This is a genomic window from Ectopseudomonas chengduensis (assembly GCF_900102635.1).
In the GTDB taxonomy this organism is placed as follows: Bacteria; Pseudomonadota; Gammaproteobacteria; order Pseudomonadales; family Pseudomonadaceae; genus Aquipseudomonas; species Aquipseudomonas chengduensis.
Map to the genome: position 1 here is coordinate 41,163 of NZ_FMZQ01000016.1, position 17,407 is coordinate 58,569.

14 protein-coding genes are annotated in these 17,407 nt (G+C 62.2%); 5 read left to right on the top strand and 9 right to left on the bottom strand.

Annotation, left to right across the window (positions count from 1 at the left end):
• Positions 1–76: 76 nt before the first annotated feature.
• Complete coding sequence (locus BLS08_RS21680; RefSeq protein WP_017676926.1) at positions 77–1,270, bottom strand: catalase family protein; 1,194 nt, start codon at positions 1,268–1,270, stop codon at positions 77–79.
• Between the two features lie 33 nt (positions 1,271–1,303).
• A complete protein-coding gene (locus BLS08_RS21685; protein ID WP_017676925.1) occupies positions 1,304–3,178 on the bottom strand; it encodes a di-heme-cytochrome C peroxidase in 1,875 nt (624 codons plus the stop codon).
• A 413-nt stretch (positions 3,179–3,591) separates the two neighbouring features.
• Here BLS08_RS21685 and BLS08_RS21690 point away from each other — a divergent pair, with 413 nt between their 5' ends.
• Positions 3,592–4,617, top strand: a complete 1,026-nt coding sequence (locus BLS08_RS21690; protein WP_236699062.1) for a sigma-54-dependent transcriptional regulator — start codon at positions 3,592–3,594, stop codon at positions 4,615–4,617.
• Between the two features lie 69 nt (positions 4,618–4,686).
• Positions 4,687–5,154, top strand: coding sequence for a DUF3429 domain-containing protein (locus tag BLS08_RS21695; protein ID WP_017676923.1), 468 nt, complete (start codon positions 4,687–4,689; stop codon positions 5,152–5,154).
• Here the strand turns inward: BLS08_RS21695 and BLS08_RS21700 are convergent.
• From BLS08_RS21700 to BLS08_RS21715, 4 genes are read right to left on the bottom strand one after another with little or no spacing between them, the layout of a single operon-like run.
• On the bottom strand, positions 5,122–5,673 hold the full coding sequence (locus BLS08_RS21700) for an AAA family ATPase (protein ID WP_017676922.1): 552 nt from the start codon (positions 5,671–5,673) through the stop codon (positions 5,122–5,124). The genes BLS08_RS21695 and BLS08_RS21700 overlap by 33 nt on opposite strands.
• Complete coding sequence (pnuC, locus tag BLS08_RS21705; protein ID WP_017676921.1) at positions 5,670–6,239, bottom strand: nicotinamide riboside transporter PnuC; 570 nt, start codon at positions 6,237–6,239, stop codon at positions 5,670–5,672. The genes BLS08_RS21700 and pnuC overlap by 4 nt, the downstream gene beginning before the upstream one ends.
• Positions 6,240–6,289: 50 nt before the next feature.
• Positions 6,290–6,904 (bottom strand): hypothetical protein, encoded by a 615-nt coding sequence (locus BLS08_RS21710; protein ID WP_017676920.1) that lies wholly within the window; start codon positions 6,902–6,904, stop codon positions 6,290–6,292.
• A gap of 7 nt (positions 6,905–6,911) precedes the next feature.
• Positions 6,912–8,546 carry a methyl-accepting chemotaxis protein gene (locus BLS08_RS21715; RefSeq protein ID WP_017676919.1) on the bottom strand — a complete coding sequence of 545 codons (1,635 nt, stop codon included), beginning with the start codon at positions 8,544–8,546 and terminating at the stop codon, positions 6,912–6,914.
• Positions 8,547–8,797: 251 nt separating this feature from the next.
• Here BLS08_RS21715 and BLS08_RS21720 point away from each other — a divergent pair, with 251 nt between their 5' ends.
• On the top strand, positions 8,798–9,628 hold the full coding sequence (locus BLS08_RS21720) for an undecaprenyl-diphosphate phosphatase (protein ID WP_017676917.1): 831 nt from the start codon (positions 8,798–8,800) through the stop codon (positions 9,626–9,628).
• Positions 9,625–10,347, top strand: coding sequence for a DUF1294 domain-containing protein (locus BLS08_RS21725; RefSeq protein WP_017676916.1), 723 nt, complete (start codon positions 9,625–9,627; stop codon positions 10,345–10,347). Before BLS08_RS21720 ends, BLS08_RS21725 begins: the two co-directional genes overlap by 4 nt.
• On the opposite strand, the gene BLS08_RS21730 is transcribed toward BLS08_RS21725, so the two are convergent.
• Complete coding sequence (locus tag BLS08_RS21730) at positions 10,333–10,686, bottom strand: MmcQ/YjbR family DNA-binding protein (protein WP_017676915.1); 354 nt, start codon at positions 10,684–10,686, stop codon at positions 10,333–10,335. The two genes, BLS08_RS21725 and BLS08_RS21730, sit on opposite strands and share 15 nt — an antisense overlap.
• 231 nt (positions 10,687–10,917) lie before the next feature.
• On the opposite strand from BLS08_RS21730, the gene BLS08_RS21735 reads away from it, so the two are divergent.
• Positions 10,918–12,762: a sensor domain-containing diguanylate cyclase gene (locus BLS08_RS21735; protein WP_017676914.1), complete on the top strand. Its 1,845-nt coding sequence runs from the start codon at positions 10,918–10,920 to the stop codon at positions 12,760–12,762.
• A gap of 77 nt (positions 12,763–12,839) precedes the next feature.
• Here BLS08_RS21735 and BLS08_RS21740 read toward each other — a convergent pair whose 3' ends face one another.
• Both BLS08_RS21740 and BLS08_RS21745 read right to left on the bottom strand, forming a co-directional pair.
• Positions 12,840–14,228, bottom strand: coding sequence for an efflux transporter outer membrane subunit (locus BLS08_RS21740; protein WP_017676913.1), 1,389 nt, complete (start codon positions 14,226–14,228; stop codon positions 12,840–12,842).
• Positions 14,225–17,404 (bottom strand): efflux RND transporter permease subunit, encoded by a 3,180-nt coding sequence (locus BLS08_RS21745; protein WP_017676912.1) that lies wholly within the window; start codon positions 17,402–17,404, stop codon positions 14,225–14,227. The genes BLS08_RS21740 and BLS08_RS21745 overlap by 4 nt, the downstream gene beginning before the upstream one ends.
• Positions 17,405–17,407 lie beyond the last annotated feature (3 nt).

Here is a 17,407-nt window from a genome sequence, read left to right on the forward strand (position 1 = left end):
CATGGCTGAAAAAAGTTTTATTACCGGCGTAGTGTGCCTTGATAAAAACTTCAGGCGTCTCGCCGGCTACAACTTTCTACTGCGAAAGTTCCACCTCTGTTTCTTGCGTAACTGGCTGCGGCGCAGCGTTAGCGAGGGCTGGGGCGTTGCGCTGATGGCGATAGGCGCTTACCGCCTCATATACCGATTTGCGCAAACGGTTTATGCCCCCGATAGGCCGGTGTTCAGGAAGTGCGTGCCAGGGGTTGAAGGACAAATTGTCGCAGAACAGGTTTTGTTCGCGGCTATCGAAGTCCTGCGGCTGTACGGTAATACGCGCAACGCTCTCGAAGGGCGATATCTTTTCACTCCATTCGACAGTCGGATCTTCGATGGGCATGTAGTACTGCGCGTTCTGCTTTTGCACCTGAAGTTCAAAACACGCCGGCGCACGGTCCAGTGACAACTGCTGGTAGAGCGCATTACGCAGGAAGTTGGGCAGGTCGGTGTTTTGTTCCGGCAGCTCGTAGGGTGGGCAATTCTGTGGGGCGGGCACCACGCGGTACTTGATGTTCAATTCGCCGAGCTTGAACGGCGCGATGGAGTTGTAGGTAGTGGCCACGGGGCTCTCTGGCGCCGGAGCCAGGGTCTTCAGGGCGATAATCAGGTGGCGTGCCTCCCAGGTGCGCGGGTCCCAGCTTGGGAAGAAAGCCTGGACCTTCTTGCCATCTGCCTGAGCGGCGAAATTGGTGCGGTACTCGGCCACGTCGCGAACGAAGAAGGCTGGATGGTTGAACATCACGAAATCCTGTTCGCCAGCATGCGCCGGACTCTTCATGAGTTTCTTGCCAGGCACGTCGAGCAGCTTGATGGCCATGCCACGTGCATCGCGGGCACGATCAAACTGCGGGTAAGCGTTGCCGTTGGACAGGCGCATCCAGGCCTGCCAGGTATGCCCAGGTTCGCTGAACACGCCTTGGCGCAGTGACTCGTCCAGTGTATCCAGCACCTGCACCTCGGCTTTGACGCAGCCGTGGGCCTTGGCATGCGCATCGCGCAGTACGCGGGTGTTATCACGGTGTTGCTCGACGATGCGTACCGCATCTTCGATGATCAGCCTGGTCAGCGCTTTTTCATCCGGCGCGATCTGTTCTTGCGTGGAGACCGGGCCGGAGAATTTCCAGGCGTAATAGGCTTCGCCCAAACCCCAGCCAACCAGGCCGACCAGAACGACGGTGAACAGCAGTTTGCCGAGCAGGCGACCGAGCCAGAGCCAGAAGCGTTTCAACATCGTTGCAATCCTTGTTCTAGATATCGGTTGAAATCAGCCTTCGCAGCTCGGCCCGGGTGTCCAGGTTTGTACCGGCACGTCGCTGAGCTGAGTCTCCAGGTCAGCGTTGCCGAGCACCTTGAGGTATTCGATCAGCGCCAGGCGTTCGTCCGGCGACAAGGCGCGCCCGATGACGCCCTCCTGACGGCAGCCATCGCGGAACTCATGGCCACCATTGCCATTGCCGGTAACGCGGGTATCGAGCAGGAAACCACCCGGGAACTTGTCGCTGCGATAGCCCACGCGTACCGGGTCGAATTCGAAATTACCGACCCAGAACTGGGCCTGCCGCTCGTATACAGGAGAGAGCAGCTCGAACAGATTGGGCACCGATCCGTTGTGCAGGAAGGGCGGGGTGGCCCAGATACCATCGAGTGGGCGGGCCTTGTAGCCGCGCTTCTCCTGAACGCCGATGGGCAGGCCGTAGCCGTCCATTTCCTTGCGCTGGCGTGGCCCGATACCGGCGTCCTGATAGGCGCGGTTCTCCACATAAGCAGTGATATAGGCCAGGCCCTTGGCGCTGGAAATGCTCTTGAAATCGACCTCATCGAGGCTGGCGCCGTACAGACGCACGTCCAGCTTCGACAACTCGGCCTTGGTCCAGCCCAGGCGACTGATGTCGAAACGATGGTCAGCGATGTTGTCGGCGGTAGTTGGGTCGGTGCCGACGATGCTGATCGGTACGACGCGCATCTTCCACTCAGGATCGCGCGACGGTGCCAGGCGCTGGTCGCGCGGCTTGGGATCGGGGGCATGACAATAGGCGCAATTCTCGGTGTAGAGCGCCTTGCCACGGCTGGCCAGCGGCAGATCCACCTTGCCGAATACAGCCTCTGGCCACTTGGGTGGCTGCAGCCGTTTCAAGGTTTCCTCAAGGGTGTAGAGGTCATGCAGGCGCACGCTGGAGGCGTAGCGATCAGCCTCGGCAACGCCTTTGCCGTGTTCGTCGAGCAGATGCAGGCTGGCGCCTACGCCCAGGGCTTCGCCAACGTTGCGCGCCATCGGTTGCATGGCCGAGCCATTCCATTGCACCCAGTCGAATTTCCAGATGTCCCAGAGTTGCGGGTAGCTGACCGGGGCATTGGCGACGCGGTAGTTGGCGTCATCCAGCACATCGCCGAACACGGTATTGGCGATACGACCGAATGCATCGGTACGGCCAAAGCCTTCTTCGGTCGGATACAGGCCGCGGTGCCAGTCGTTGAAGGCAGTTGCCAGCAGCCGGTCGAGCACTTGCTTGAAATCCTCGCGTAGCTGGTCACGGCCTTGCGGGTATTGATCACCCAGGACTTCCTGGGCAAAACGACGGAATTTCAGCGGGTTGTAATAGGTGAAGGCCATGCTCATACCCAGCGCCTGGCCAAAACCGCCGCCGCGTAGGGTCGGCACGGTAGAGGCTAGAGAGTGCAGGGCGGCACCACCGTCGATACGCACAGCCTGGCCTTTGTAGCGCAGCTCGCCGGTATGGCAGGCGGCGCAGCTGATATCGAGAAAGTGCTCGCCGCTTTCGCTGTCCTGGTGACGGGTAAAACCGACCGGCAGATTGCCGGGATTCAGAGCGCTTGGCTGCTGCTTGGGATCGGTGAGAAAGCCGAAGCGGGCCAGATAATCGAGGCGGGCGAATTTCTCGGTACCGAACGGCATTTCCAGCGCGCTGAACCAGTCATAGCGCAGGCCTTTAACCGTGGTGCCCTGCGGCGTGTAGTAATAGGTCTGGCGCTGCTCTTCGCCCCACTGGTCCAGATAGTGCAAATCGCTGGGCTGCTGATAGGTCGGCAGGTTGGGGTTGGCGACGTAATACAGCGCCACCGCCAGGCCGATCAGCGCCAGCAAGATGAAAAGTTTCAGGGCACGGCGGAGCAGACGCATCGGAGACTTCCTTGTAGCGTTCTTATTAATTGGTCTGTTATGCCAATACTGCAGACTATTGGCAAGGTGCCATCGCCTTGATCATGAAAACTCTGCAATAACCAGTAGGAACAATGCATATAGAGAAATGATCCATGAAGCGTCAAAGTTCTTGCTAGCTTTACGTTTGCGAGCGCCAAATTGTTGTTTTTATTGGGATTACAAAATAATGGCGCCAAGGATGGAGTATGTTGGAGGTTGTTTCCGTCGCATCCCGGCAATTACTGATGCTCGATCCTTTCGATGCATGCGAAGCGCTGCTTCAACCATTGCAGGCCGCTGGCTGGTCAGTGCAGCACTGCACGCCAGAAACGCTCAACGGCCATTTAGGTGATGCACTCCTGCTTCACCTCGATCAGCGACCGAGTCATGCATTGCTCAAACAGCTGCAACTGACGGGACTGGGTTGCATCGTGCTGGCGGATGCCGAGCGATTGATGCAGATCGGCGGCGAAGAGCTGGTCGGCGAATGGTGTTTCGCCGCGCTGACATTGCCGGGGGAAATGCCCCGCTTACTGGAAACCTTGCAACAGGCGCAGGCAGCCACTCGCTTGCGCAGATTGAAAAGCGGACGACAACTGCCGCAGTTCTTGGGCAATTGCGGTGCAGCGCGCAGTCTGCGGCGGCAGCTGGATCGCCTGAGCCGTATCGAAGGGCCGCTACTTGTCAGTGGGGAACGTGGTAGCGGCAAGCATCTTCTGGCCCGTTTGCTCCATCAGCGCTCATCCTTTGCTGGCCAGGCCATGCGCGCTATCGACTGCGCCGAGCCTCTCGACGAGGCCGCGCTCGCCGCATCGAGCGTTACCAGCGTACTGCTCGAAAACGCCTCCCTGCTTTCTGCGGCTGACCAGCAAAGGTTGCTGGACTACCTGCAGCGCCATCCTCAAGCACATCTATTGACCCTGGACCGAGGCGAGTTGGTGCAGGCACTGCAGCAGGGACGTTTCAGGCGGGATCTGTTTCATCAATTGGCGGCGCAACAGCTACAAACGCCGAATCTGCGCGAACATCCAGGTGATCTGTCGCTGCTGGCCGAGCATTTCGCCAAACAGCACGGGGCGATGATCGGGCGGCATCACCGGCGTTTCAGTGAAGAAGCGATCGAAGCCATGATCAGCCATCCCTGGCCAGGCAATGTGCGCGAGCTGCGCAATCGCGTGATACGCGCACTGGTGCAGGCTCAAGGACGACAGATTCTTGCAGCCGACCTTGGCTTGCGCCCGGCACAGGTCAGCATCGACACCCCGGTAACGCTGGAGGACTACATACTACGGGCCGAGCGGCAGGCGCTGAACGACGTCCTGGGCCGCTACGCCAACAACATGAGCCAGGCGGCGCGGACGCTCGGGGTGTCTCGGCCAACCTTCTATCGCTTGCTGCACAAGCATCGCCTGCGCTGAGACTCATGGCTGTAACGCTTAAGAAACACTGCTAAGGTGCTCGGCACACCTATCGTCAAGGAGATCGTCATGCACCCGTTCGACGCCGAGAAGCCGCCGCAACTGGCCGTGTTGCTGGGTTATGCCGGATTGGTTCCATTCGTTGGCGGTGCGCTGGGTATCTGGGTGATTCCCATGGGCTGGCGACCTTTCGTGCTGGCTGCGTTGCTGGATTTCGCAGCCGTGATCCTGGCTTTCATGGGCGCCATCCACTGGGGGCTGGCGATGCGGGCGGAGGAAACCGACGAGAATGCCAAGTTGCAGTTGGGGCTCTCGGTGATCCCGCCCTTGTTGGGCTGGGCTGCACTGGCTGGCGGACTGCCGATGGGCTTGTCGCTACCGATTTTCCTTTTTGCCTTTATCGGCCTGTATCTGGCAGACATGCACGCGGTACGCGTAGGACTGGCGCCGCAATGGTATCCGGCACTGCGTACGCCGTTGACGCTGGTGGTGTGCCTGAGCCTGTTAGTGGCCTGGGCCAGCGTACTGATCCGCTGAGCCGAGCAGCGTTGCGACCTGCTTCAGCGCTGCCTGGCGCCTCTCGTCCCAGCCACCTGAAAGTTCGCAGAAACGCTGCCCGTTACCCTGCAGCCAGCCCCGGCAGGCCTGATGAAAAGCCTGGCGCTCTGCCAGCTGTGGCTGGCAACGCTGGCCATCTTCGACCCAGGGCACGCCAGCGGGGTCGAGCAACAGATGCTGGTCGTAGTGACGCGCCAGCAATTCGGCCTCCAACCACTGCGGACAGTCGCCAAACAGACATCGGCTCCAGAGCATGTTGCTCAGCAGGTGGGTGTCGAGGATCAGCAGCGGCGGTCTGGCTGCCCGCGCCGCGTCCTCCCAGGCCAACTGGCCGCGCGCGATCTCGGCGATGTCGGCGTAACAGGTATCGCGCTGCTGCTCATCGATGAAATGGCGCACGTACTCGCCCACCACCACGCCACCGAAGCGTGCCTGTATGTGCGCCGCCAGCCAGCTTTTGCCGCTGGACTCCGGCCCGGTCAGCACCAGTACCTTCATGGCGCGTACTGCAACGCCGGGTCGCGACGCCAGCTCAGCCAGCCGCTGATGGCCAATGCGGTGAAAGCAGCGTAGAGACCAGCAGTAAGGTACAGCTCGCTATAGAGGAAGAAGGCCACATAGCAGAGGTCTACCACCACCCAAAGTGCCCAGCATTGCAGGCGTTTCTGCGCCATCCACAGCTGCGCGACCAGGCTGAAGGCAGTCAGCGCCGAATCCAGCCAGGGTGAGCTGGCGTCGGTGTAGGTCGCCATGAGATAGCCGAGCAGCCCGGCACCGAGCGCGCCGATCAACAATCCAGTCAGGGCTTCGAGCATGCCCAGGCGGCTGACCTTGCGCCCATCATGGCGTTCGCCGCCACGGGTCCACTGCCACCAGCCGTAGAGCTGCAGCGCGGCGAACAACAGTTGCAGAAGCAGGTTGGAGTACAGGCGCCAGTCATAGAACAGCCAGGCGTAGAGCAACACCATCACCAGGCCGATGGGCCAGCACCAGGGGTTCTGTCTGACCGTCAGCCACACCGCGACGATGCCGAGCCCGGCAGCAACGAGTTCGAGCCAGGACATCCGGCGTCCTCAAATCAGAAAAGGGTGCAGATTGTACTGATGCCGGCGGTTCAGCACACCAGGCTGTCGGCTTGTCGATAGAGCATCAGCAGCTTGCGGGTGATGGTTTGCTGGATGTCGTCGCGCTCGAAGCTCGACAGCCGCTCTAGGCGCGCGAGTTGCAGGCGATGCAGGTGGATATAGGGCATCTGCTGGTCGAATTCGCGCAGGTCGCCCTTCATCAGCACCGGCAGGAACAGATCACCGATTTTCTTCTGGTTGCTGATGATCTGCGCCAGTGCCGGTTTGAAGGGCATGGTCTTGGGCGCAGGCCCATCGTCCTTGATCTGGGTGCTGAGTAGGAGCCCAGGTTTGCCCAGAACCTTGCCCGGCAACACGCACAGACCCGTCTTGCGGATGGCCTGGCTGTCGATGCCGTGCAGGGTGTCGTGGAAGGCATAGGGGTTGGGCAGCACCACCATCTTACGACCGAGATCGGTGGGGAAGTGCAGGCTGTAGTTGGTGTACAGCTGCCCCACCGATTCGGAATAGACGCACAGGCGATTCTCGAACAGCTTGATGAAACGCTCGGCCAGCTCGCGGCGGGCCATGCTGTCCAGGTCCCAGATCAGGTCCTGGTTCTGCGGCCGACTGAAATCGACCTCCTGATGTTGCATGCTGCTCATGCTCGACTCATACGCGGAATTGCCCAAGCAGACGATTGAGCTGGTCGGCCAGCTGTTTCAGGTGCTGGCTGGCCGCGCTCGACTGTTCGGCAGCCTCGGCGGTGTTGTGGGCCAGTGCAGCAGTCTGCGTGACGTTCTGATTGATGTCTTCCACCACGTGGGATTGCTGCAGGGTGGCGCTGGCGATCGAGGCGTTGAGCCCGGTCAGGTTGCGTAGCGATTGGGCGATCTGGGCGAGGCTCTCACCGGCCTGGCTAGCCTGTTCCACGGTCAGTTGGGAAGCGCGGCTGCTTTCGTTGATCACCTTGACGGCAGCCTCGGAGTTGCCTTGCAGGCGCTCGATCATACCTTGAATTTCAGCGGTGGACTGCTGGGTACGTTGCGCCAGAAGCCTCACTTCGTCCGCGACCACGGCGAAACCGCGGCCCTGCTCACCGGCGCGGGCAGCCTCGATGGCGGCGTTGAGGGCGAGCAGGTTGGTTTGCTCGGCGATGGAACGGATCACCTCCAGCACGCTGCCGATCTGCGTGCTCTCGCTGGCCAGTGATTGAATCACCTCGACGGCCTTGTCGATGGTGCCCGACAACTGATCGATCTGGCGCAGGCTCGCCTCGATGTTCTGCTGGCCCTGGCTGGCCTGGTCTTCGGCGGTATGCATCTCGCTGGAGGCGTGTTCGGCGTTCTTCGCTACGTCCTGTACGCCGTAGGTCACCTCGTTGACGGCGGTCGCCACCAGCTCCATCTGCTGCGCCTGTTGCTGGCTATGGCGCTGCGCTTCGCTGGAAATGTCGCCAAGCGAGCGGGCAGCCTGATCGAGCGAGCCTGCCGAATCGAGCATCTGCCGGATCACATGGCGCAGCTTTGCGGTGAAGGCGTTGAAATAGGTCGCCAGGGCAGTCAATTCGTCACGCCCGTGGGTGTCGAGGTTGCGAGTCAGGTCACCTTCGCCGCTGGAAATGCTGGCCATGGCGTCCACTGCGGCCTGCAGCGGCTGCACGATGCTGCGAGTGATCAGCACCACCAGTCCAGTCAGGAGCAGGGCGATCAGCAGACCGATGCTCATGGCTTTCACCGCCTGGGCTCGGAACTCCACCTGTACGTCATCGACATAGACGCCGGAGCCGATGATCCAGCCCCAGGGCTGGAACAGCTCGACGTAGGAGATTTTCGGTACCGGGTCAGTGGCGCCAGGTTTCGGCCAGCGGTAGTCGACCTGGCCGGCTCCCTGGCTGCGGGTGATGGCGACCATCTCGTTGAACAGCGCCTTGCCGTCCGGATCCTTGAAACCTGAAAGGTTCTGGCCCTCGAGCTTGGCATTCATCGGATGCATGAGCATGACCGGGGTCTGGTCGTTGATCCAGAAGTACTCCTGGCCGTCGTAGCGTAAACCGCGCACCACTTCCATGGCCTGCTTCTGCGCCTCTTCGCGGCTCAGGCTGCCGGCGCTTTCCAGGCTATGGAAGTGCTTGAGAATGCCGGCCGCACTCTGCACCACATGCTCGGTCTTTTCCGATTTGCCGGCGTAAAGATCGATGTGGATCTGGCGCAGCATGTAGGCGCCCTGCAAGATCAGCGTCAGAATGGCCAGCGCCAGGATCAGCCATAGACGGCGGCTGATAGGAAGACTACGTAAGCTGTTCATGGACGAATTCCTGATTGTTGTAATTGTCGGCTTCAGGGCTGCCTCGAAGGGCGCAGAGCAATACTGTCACATCGAGGCATTATTCACTCTAGTTGTCTGATAGCATTTCGGCAGCCCGGCGCAGAACCTGAATGAGCACCGGGCTAGACCGTTGCAAGGAACCTCCATGACGGTTTTGTGTCCCAGGGCCGGGGCCACGCTCCACGTTCTGAGTTTTACGCGTAGGTAGTTGCCGCGCTTTGGGGGATTTGATGGATTTCTGGGTGGCCTTTCAGGCTCTGATTCTGGGCATAGTGGAAGGCTTGACCGAGTTCTTGCCGATTTCCAGCACCGGGCACCTGATCGTGGTCGGTGACTTGCTGGGCTTCAATGGCGAAAAGGCGACGGCGTTCAAGATCATCATCCAGCTCGGCGCCATCCTGGCGGTCATCTGGGAGTTTCGAGCCAAGGTGCTCGGCGTCGTCGTCGGTTTGCCCAGCGACCCGAACGCGCAGCGTTTCACCTTCAACCTGCTGCTGGCATTCATTCCTGCGGTGATTTTTGGCCTGGCCTTCGCCGATCTGATCGAGCATTGGCTGTTCAATCCGATCACAGTGGCCATGGCATTGATCATTGGCGGCATCATCATGCTCTGGGCGGAGAAGCGCGAACACGCGATCAAGGCCGAAACGGTCGACGACATGACCTGGAAGCTGGCATTGAAGGTTGGTCTTGCGCAATGTCTGGCACTGATTCCGGGTACGTCGCGTTCGGGCGCCACCATCATCGGCGGCCTGGTGTTTGGTTTGTCGCGCAAGGCCGCGACCGAGTTCTCCTTCTTTCTGGCCATGCCGACCATGGTCGCGGCTACGGTCTATTCTTTGGTCAAGTACCGCGACATCCTGCAGATGAGCGACTTGCCGATCTTCGCCATCGGTTTCGTCAGCACCTTCATCGTGGCGATGATTACCGTGCGCGCACTGCTCAAGTTCATCACCAGCCACAGTTATGCGGTGTTCGCCTGGTACCGCATTGCCTTCGGCCTGGTGATTCTCGCCACCTGGCAGCTGCACCTGATCGACTGGAGCACGGCGCAACCGTGATCGGTACCGAACGCAAGGGGCGCCTTAAAAGCTGGGATGACGCCAAGGGTTTTGGTTTCATCCAGCCGCTGAGCGGCGGTGCTGAAGTCTTCGCGCATATCTCGGCGATGCGCGGTGATCGCCGCCCGCTGCCGGGTGACGAGGTGCTGTTCATCGAAGGGCGTGACGAAAGAGGGCGGCCAAGGGCCGAGCACTTGCGCCTGGCTGGCGAGTTCAGCCTTGATCGCCAGTCGATCCGGCGCAAACCGAAAACACCCAGCACGGCGGCACCGGTAGTGCGCAAGGCTGCTGCCAAATCCACGCACCGGTCAGCGACTCAAGGCTCCATCCAGAACTTCTCCAGCAAGGCCTTGGTGCTCGCTTTGCTGTGCATCCTGCCATTGCTCGGCTGCGTGACGCTGTTCGGCAAGGGGCTCTGGTGGGTATTGCCGCTTTATCTGCTGGCCAGTCTGCTGAGTTTCCTGCAGTACTGGCTGGATAAACGCAGCGCTCAGAGCGGTGACCGGCGCACGGCGGAAAACACCCTGCATCTGGTCGAACTGGCTGGTGGTTGGCCAGGTGCGCTGATCGCTCAGCAGACATTCCGGCACAAGACGCGTAAGGCTTCCTATCAGGCTGTTTTCTGGCTGATCGTCGCAGTTCATCAACTGTTCTGGATCGATCTGCTGCTGCTCGACGGTACCTACATCGCCCGCCACATACCCTTATTCGTCCAGTAGCAGGCCGGGTTGCAGGCGCTTGGGCAGGCGGCGCACCACCAGTTGATGCGAGCGCGTCAGCAACTGGCGCAGCTCATCGTCGCCCAGCGGCGGCCGGTGGGCGCTCATACTGATCCAGTAAGCACGAGCCAGATACGGGGCAGGGCGGATGCCCGGACGGTCTACATGACCGAGAAACAGGTCGTTATCGACCTTGAAGGCCAGATCCTCGCCAAGAAAATCAAGAATGGCGAACATCTTGTTGCCAGCCACCGAGAACACCCGGTTGCTGCCCCATTTGAGGTCTTCGCGGGCGCCGGGCAGGGCGAGGCAGAAGGCGGCGATCTGATCCGGTGTCATTGGTCTTTCCCTGGTGGTACGCAGGTCAGTCTATAGAAGGCTGAAGAGCCTGCGTAGGCGCGCTCCGTTTTCGCCGGCAGGCGATCCATTGTGTCGCTGCCTGCGCGCGTTCAGGCAGATCGCCCGCAGCAGCGCCGGCAAGCCTCAGGGCCCGTTTTGGCGCCGCCCGGTTGTCTTGTAGACTCTGCCTCCCCGTGGTCATCGCTCGTCCGAGCCCCGTCGATACCCGCCATGAATGCCCGTCGCCGCCTGCGCTTCTCTCCCTGGCTGTTGCTGAGCCTGTTGCTGTGCTGGTCGACATGGGCCGGTGCCGTCCCTCTCGATGTCGCCCAGCCGAGCGAGCAGCCGCTGTCGCTAACCACCCATGCCGGAATCCTGGAGGATGCCTCGCGGGCGCTGCAGCTTTCGGACGTGCGATCAGCAGAGATGGCCGCACGTTTCCGTTATCAGGAGTCCCCCAGCGCTTCCTTCGCCCTGGGCTTCACCCGTTCGGCCTACTGGTTTCGGCTTGACGTTGGCAACTCCGGCGACCAGCCGTTGACGCGCCTGCTGGTGGTCGACAACCCGCGTATATCCCTGGTCGATGCGTACGTGCCGGACGGGCAGGGTGGCTACCGCACCTGGTTCACCGGCGCGGATCGCCCGCAGACGGGCAAGGCCTACGCCAACCGCAACTTCGTTTTCCCGCTGCACCTGCCGGCGCACGCGCAACAGGTGGTGTACCTGCGCGTCGAGTCGAGCATCGGCCTGCACGTACCGCTACAACTCTGGACGGCCGACGCGCTGCGCGGCTACGAGCGCGAAGACGATATGGCCCGCGCCGGCTACATGGGCATCGCCGTCGCGATGCTGCTGTTCAACCTGATGCTGTTCATCGCCCTGCGAGATCGCCTCTATCTGCTCTATGTGACCTTCGTGCTGATCACCGCCAGCGCCCTGACGATCAAGAACGGCATGGCCCCGGACTGGAAGCTGCTCGGCCAGACGCTCAACAGCAACGTGGTCTACTACTCGGCGGTCTCGCTGACCTTGAGCGCCATGCTGCTGTTCATGCGCGGCATGCTACAGACCGCGCGCCTGCTGCCACGGGTCGATCCTGGCTTGCGCGCGTTGATTGCTCTGTATCTGCTTTCGCCGCTGATCTATGCCTTCGCGCTGCCCCAGGTGTCGCGCGTGGCCATCGTGGTCAACCTGCTCACTGCCTTCGTCATGCTCGGCGTGGGCGTGGCCTGCGCCCTCAAGCGTCAGCGCAGCGCCTACTTCTTCCTCGCTGCCTTCGGCCTGCTGATCCTCGGCGGTGCCAGCACCAGCCTGCGCGCCATGGGCCTGTTGCCGACCAACGCCTTCACGGTCGACGGCCTGCAGCTCGGCTCGTCGCTGGAGATGCTGTTGCTGGCCTTCGCCCTGGCCGACCGCATCAACGTCATGCGTCAGGAAAAACTGCAGGCCCAGGCCAGGTTGTTGCAAACCCGGGAGCAATTGGTGGATACCCTGCAACGGTCCGAGCGCGAACTGGAGCAACGCGTCGCCGCGCGCACCGAAGAGCTGCAGGTGCTCAACAGCCGTCTGGAGACCCTGAGCCTGACCGATGCCTTGACCGGCATCGCCAATCGTCGCCACTTCGACGAGGTGCTAGACAAGGAATGGAAGCGCGCCCAGCGCGTCGGCGAGCCGTTGGCCCTGGCCGTGCTGGATGTCGACTGGTTCAAGACCTACAACGACCACTACGGCCACCCGGCTGGCGACAGCTGTCTGCAGCAGATCGCGCAAACCCTGGCCGCCACCATCAGCCGTTCTACCGATCTGGTGGCGCGCTATGGCGGCGAGGAGTTCGTCTTTCTCGCGCCGTCGACCGGGCCCGATGGGGCGCACAGCATGGCCGAGAAACTGGTCCGGGCCGTCGAGGCCCTGGCGTTGCCACATGAGCGCTCGCCTTTGGGCCACGTCAGTATCAGTGTCGGCATTGCCTCGATGCGAAACGATGGCAACAGCCCGGCACAAACGCTCGTGCAGCGGGCCGATGCGGCGCTGTATCGGGCCAAGGCACAAGGCCGTAATCGGGTGGAGTGCGGCTGAGAGAAATAAAAAAGCCCCAGAGCATCGAACCCTGGGGCTGAGGAGGGTCGGCATGGCGCCGACCGGGGAGAGTGGGTTCAGGCCTGAGGCTGCCAGCCGCCGCCGAGCGCCTTGTAGATCGCGACGATACCGCTGTAGAGCTCGACCTCAGCCGAGGCCTGGGCATCTTCGGCGGCCAGGCGCTCACGTTCGGCGTCCAGCAGCACGAGGAAATCCACCGTGCCTTCGCGATAGCGGATCGCGGCCTGATCGGCTGCAGCACGACTGGCTTCGGCCTGGCGCACCAGGGAAACCAGGCGCTGCTGGCGCTTGGCGTAGTCGCTGAAGGCGTTTTCAGACTCCTCCAGTGCCAGCAATACCTGCTGTTCGTACTGCGACAGCGCGCCATCAGCCTCGGCTTCGGCGCCGCGCAGGCGCGCTCGTACGCTGCCGAGATCGAAGGCCGCCCAGCTGATGCTCGGCGCTACGCCCCAGGCACGGGCTGCTGATGAACCCAGCTGCGAGCCGCGCCCGGCGGTAAAGCCGAGAAAGCCGGAGAGGCTGACCCGCGGGAACAGGTCGGCAGTCGCCACGCCGACTTCGGCCGTGGCCGCCGCCAGCTGCCGCTCGGCCGCCTGGATGTCCGGGCGACGGCGCAGCAGTTCGCTCGGGTTGCCGATGGGCAATGCCTTGGCGATCACCGGCAGTGGTTTGGGCGACAGGTCGATCTGCAGCTGTTCCGGGCGCTGGCCGAGCAGGGTGGCGATGCGGTTCTGCGCCCGCACCTGCTGCGCCTGCAGTTGCGGCAGGCTGGCTTCGGTGGCGGCCAGGCGCGCATCGGCGCGCAGGACGTCCAACTCGTTGCCGACGCCGGCGTCGCGCAACTGCTCGGTGATGGAGCGCGAATCCTGCTGGTTCTTCAGGTTCTCGCGGGCGATGCTTTCGCGCAGCTGTGCGCCACGCAGGGTGCCGTAGGCATCAACCAGCTCGGCGATCAGGCTGACCTGCAACTGGTAATAATCCGCTTCGGCCACTTCGATGCGCGCTTCACTGGCTTCCAGTTGGCGCTGGATACGGCCGAACAGGTCCACTTCCCAGGCCATGTCCAGACCCAGGTCGTAGCGTTCCTGACGGATGCGTTCCTCGCTGACCGGCGGCTGCTGGGCCTTGCCGAACTCGCCGCTGGCGCGGCTGGTGACGGTTGGGAGGCGGTCGTTGGCCACGTCATCGCGTATCGCCCGTGCTGCACGCAGGCGGTTGAACGCCACGCGCAGTTCACGGTTGTCCTGCAGCGAACGCTGCACCAGCTGGTTCAGCGTCGGGTCGTCGAACTGCTGCCACCAGGCGGCTTCGAAGCGACTGCGGTCGTAATCGGCCGCTTCCAGCGCGGCAATGCGCGCTGGATCGGTCACGGGCGCTCGATAGTCCGGGCCGACGGCGCACGCCGACAGCGCCAGGGTCAGGAGAGCGGGGGCAAAGGCTTTCATGCATGCGACTCCTGCAGACGGGCGGCTTTGCGGGCTTCGCGTTTTTCGACGAAGCCGCGGATCAGGACATAGAACACCGGAGTCAGCAGCAGACCGAAGAAGGTCACGCCGATCATCCCGGAGAACACCGCCACGCCCATGGCATGGCGCATTTCGGCGCCTGCGCCGCTGGACAGCACCAGCGGCACCACGGCCATGATGAAGGCGATCGAGGTCATCAGGATCGGGCGCAGACGCAGGCGGCAGGCTTCCAGCACCGCTGCGACGTGATCGAGACCCTCTTCCTGTTTCTCCTTGGCGAACTCGACGATCAGAATGGCGTTCTTGCAGGCCAGGCCTACCAGCACGATCAGGCCGATCTGGGTGAAGATGTTGTTGTCGAGGCCCGCGATGATCACCCCGGTGATGGCGGTGAAGAGCACGATCGGCACGATCAGGATCACCGCCATTGGCAGGCTCCAGCTTTCGTACTGGGCGGCCAGCACCAGGAAGGCCAGCAACACGCAGAGCGGGAAAATGAAGATCGCGGTATTGCCGGCGAGGATCTGCTGGTAGGTCAGATCGGTCCACTCGAAGGTCATGCCGATCGGCAGTTCCTCATTGAGCAGCTTGGCGATAGCCGCTTCGGCCTGGCCCGAGCTGTAACCCGGCGCGGCGGCACCGTTGATCTCGGCGGTGAGGAAGCCGTTGTAGTGCATCACCCGGTCCGGGCCAGCGCTGTCATCGACCTTGACGAAGGTCGACAGCGGCACCATCTCGCCACGGTTGTTACGCACCTTGAGCTGACCGATCTGCTCCGGCTCCAGGCGGAATTGCTGGTCGGCCTGAACGTTGACCTGGTAAGTGCGGCCGAAACGGTTGAAGTCGTTGGCATACAGCGAACCCAGGTACACCTGCAGGGTGTCGAAGATGTCGCTGATGGCCACACCATGGGTCTTGGCCTTTTCGCGGTCGATGGCGGCATCGACCTGCGGCACGTTGACCTGATAGCTGGTGAACACCGACATCGGGTTCAGCTCCGGCAACTGGCGGGCCTTGTTGAGGATATTCTGGGTCTGCGTGTACAGCTCTTCATAGCCCAGGTTGCCACGGTCCTGAATCTGCAGGCGGAAACCACCGATGGTGCCCAGGCCCTGTACCGGCGGCGGCGGGAAGATGGCGAGGTAGGCTTCCTGAATTTCACTGAACTGGCCGTTGAGCTCGGCGGCGATGGCGCCGGCAGACATGTTTTCGTCCTTGCGCAGGCTGAAGTCCTTGAGCGTGACGAAAACGATGCCGCTGTTGGGGCTGTTGGTGAAGCCGTTGATCGACAGACCGGGGAAGGCCACGGTGTTTTCCACGCCCGGATGCTTGCCGGCGATTTCGCTCATGCGCTTGATCACCACTTCGGTGCGATCGAGCGTCGCTGCGTCCGGCAACTGGGCGAAGGCCACCAGATACTGCTTGTCCTGCTGCGGCACGAAGCCGGTCGGAGTGCTGGAGAAACCCAGGTAGCCGAGCACCAGCAGGCCGCCGTAGATCAGCATGGCGATGCTGCTACCACGCAGCACGCGACGCACGGTGCCGACGTAGCGGTTGCTGGCGCGCTCGAACATGCGATTGAACGGGGCGAACAGCCAGCCACCGAACAGCTTGTCGAGCCCACGCGAGAAGGCATCTTTCGGCGCGTGGTGATCCTTGAGCAGGATGGCGGCCAGAGCCGGCGACAGGGTCAGCGAGTTGATCGCCGAAATCACCGTGGAAATGGCGATGGTCAGCGCGAACTGTTGGTAGAACTGGCCCGAAAGACCGGAGATGAAGGCCGTCGGCACGAACACCGCGCACAGCACCAGGGCGGTGGCGACGATGGGACCAGTCACCTCCTTCATGGCCTGGCGAGTGGCCTCGACCGGCGATTTGCCCAGGGCGATGTTGCGCTCGACGTTTTCCACCACCACGATGGCGTCGTCCACCACGATACCGATGGCCAGCACCAGGCCGAACAGCGACAGGGCGTTGAGCGAGAAGCCGAACATGTGCATGACCGCGAAGGTGCCGATCAAGGACACCGGCACAGCTGCCAGGGGGATGATCGAGGCGCGCCAGGTCTGCAGGAACAGCACGACCACCAGCACCACCAGCACCACGGCTTCGAGCAGGGTGTGCACCACCGCCTCGATGGAGCCGCGGACGAAGATGGTCGGGTCATACACCACTTCGTACTCCATGCCTTGCGGGAAGGACTTCTTCAGCTCGGCCATGCGCTCGCGCACCGAGTCGGAAATATCGATGGCGTTAGAGCCAGGACGTTGGAACACCGGGATGGCGACCGCCGGCTGGTTGTCCAGCAACGAGCGCAGGGCGTACTGGTTGGAGCCCAGCTCGACGCGGGCGATGTCGCGCAGGCGGGTGATTTCGCCGTTGTCACCGACGCGGATGATGATGTTCTCGAACTCTTCCTCGGAGACCAGGCGGCCCTGAGCGTTGATCGACAGCTGGAAACTGTTGCCGGCATCGGAAGGCGGCGCGCCGAGGGCACCGGCGGCGACCTGGCGGTTCTGTTCGCGGATGGCGGTGACCACGTCGGTGGCGGTGAGCCCGCGCGAGGCGACCTTGTTCGGGTCGAGCCAGACGCGCAGCGAGTAGTTGCCCATACCGAACAGCTGTACGTCGCCGACGCCGTCCAAGCGCGCCAGCTCGTCCTTGACGTTGAGCGCGGCGTAGTTGGACAGGTAGAGCATGTCGTAGCGCTGATCCGGCGAGGTCAGGTGCACCACCATGGTCAGGTCCGGGGAGGCCTTATCCACGGTCACGCCGAGACGCTGCACTTCGGTGGGCAGGGTCGGCATGGTACGGGTGACGCGGTTCTGCACCTGCACCTGGGCGTTGTCCAGGTCGGTACCGAGGGCGAAGGTCACGGTCAGCGTCAGGCGGCCATCGATGGTCGACTGCGACGACATGTAGAGCATGCCCTCGACGCCGACGATGGCCTGCTCCAGCGGCGAGGCGACGGTTTCACCGATCACCTTGGGGTTGGCGCCGGGAAAATCGGCACGCACCACGACGGTGGGCGGCACCACTTCCGGGTATTCGCTGATCGGCAGCTGGAACAGCGAGATGGCGCCGCCGATCAGAATCAGCAGCGACAGCACCGCGGCGAAGATCGGCCGCTGGATGAAGAATTGCGAGAAATTCATGGG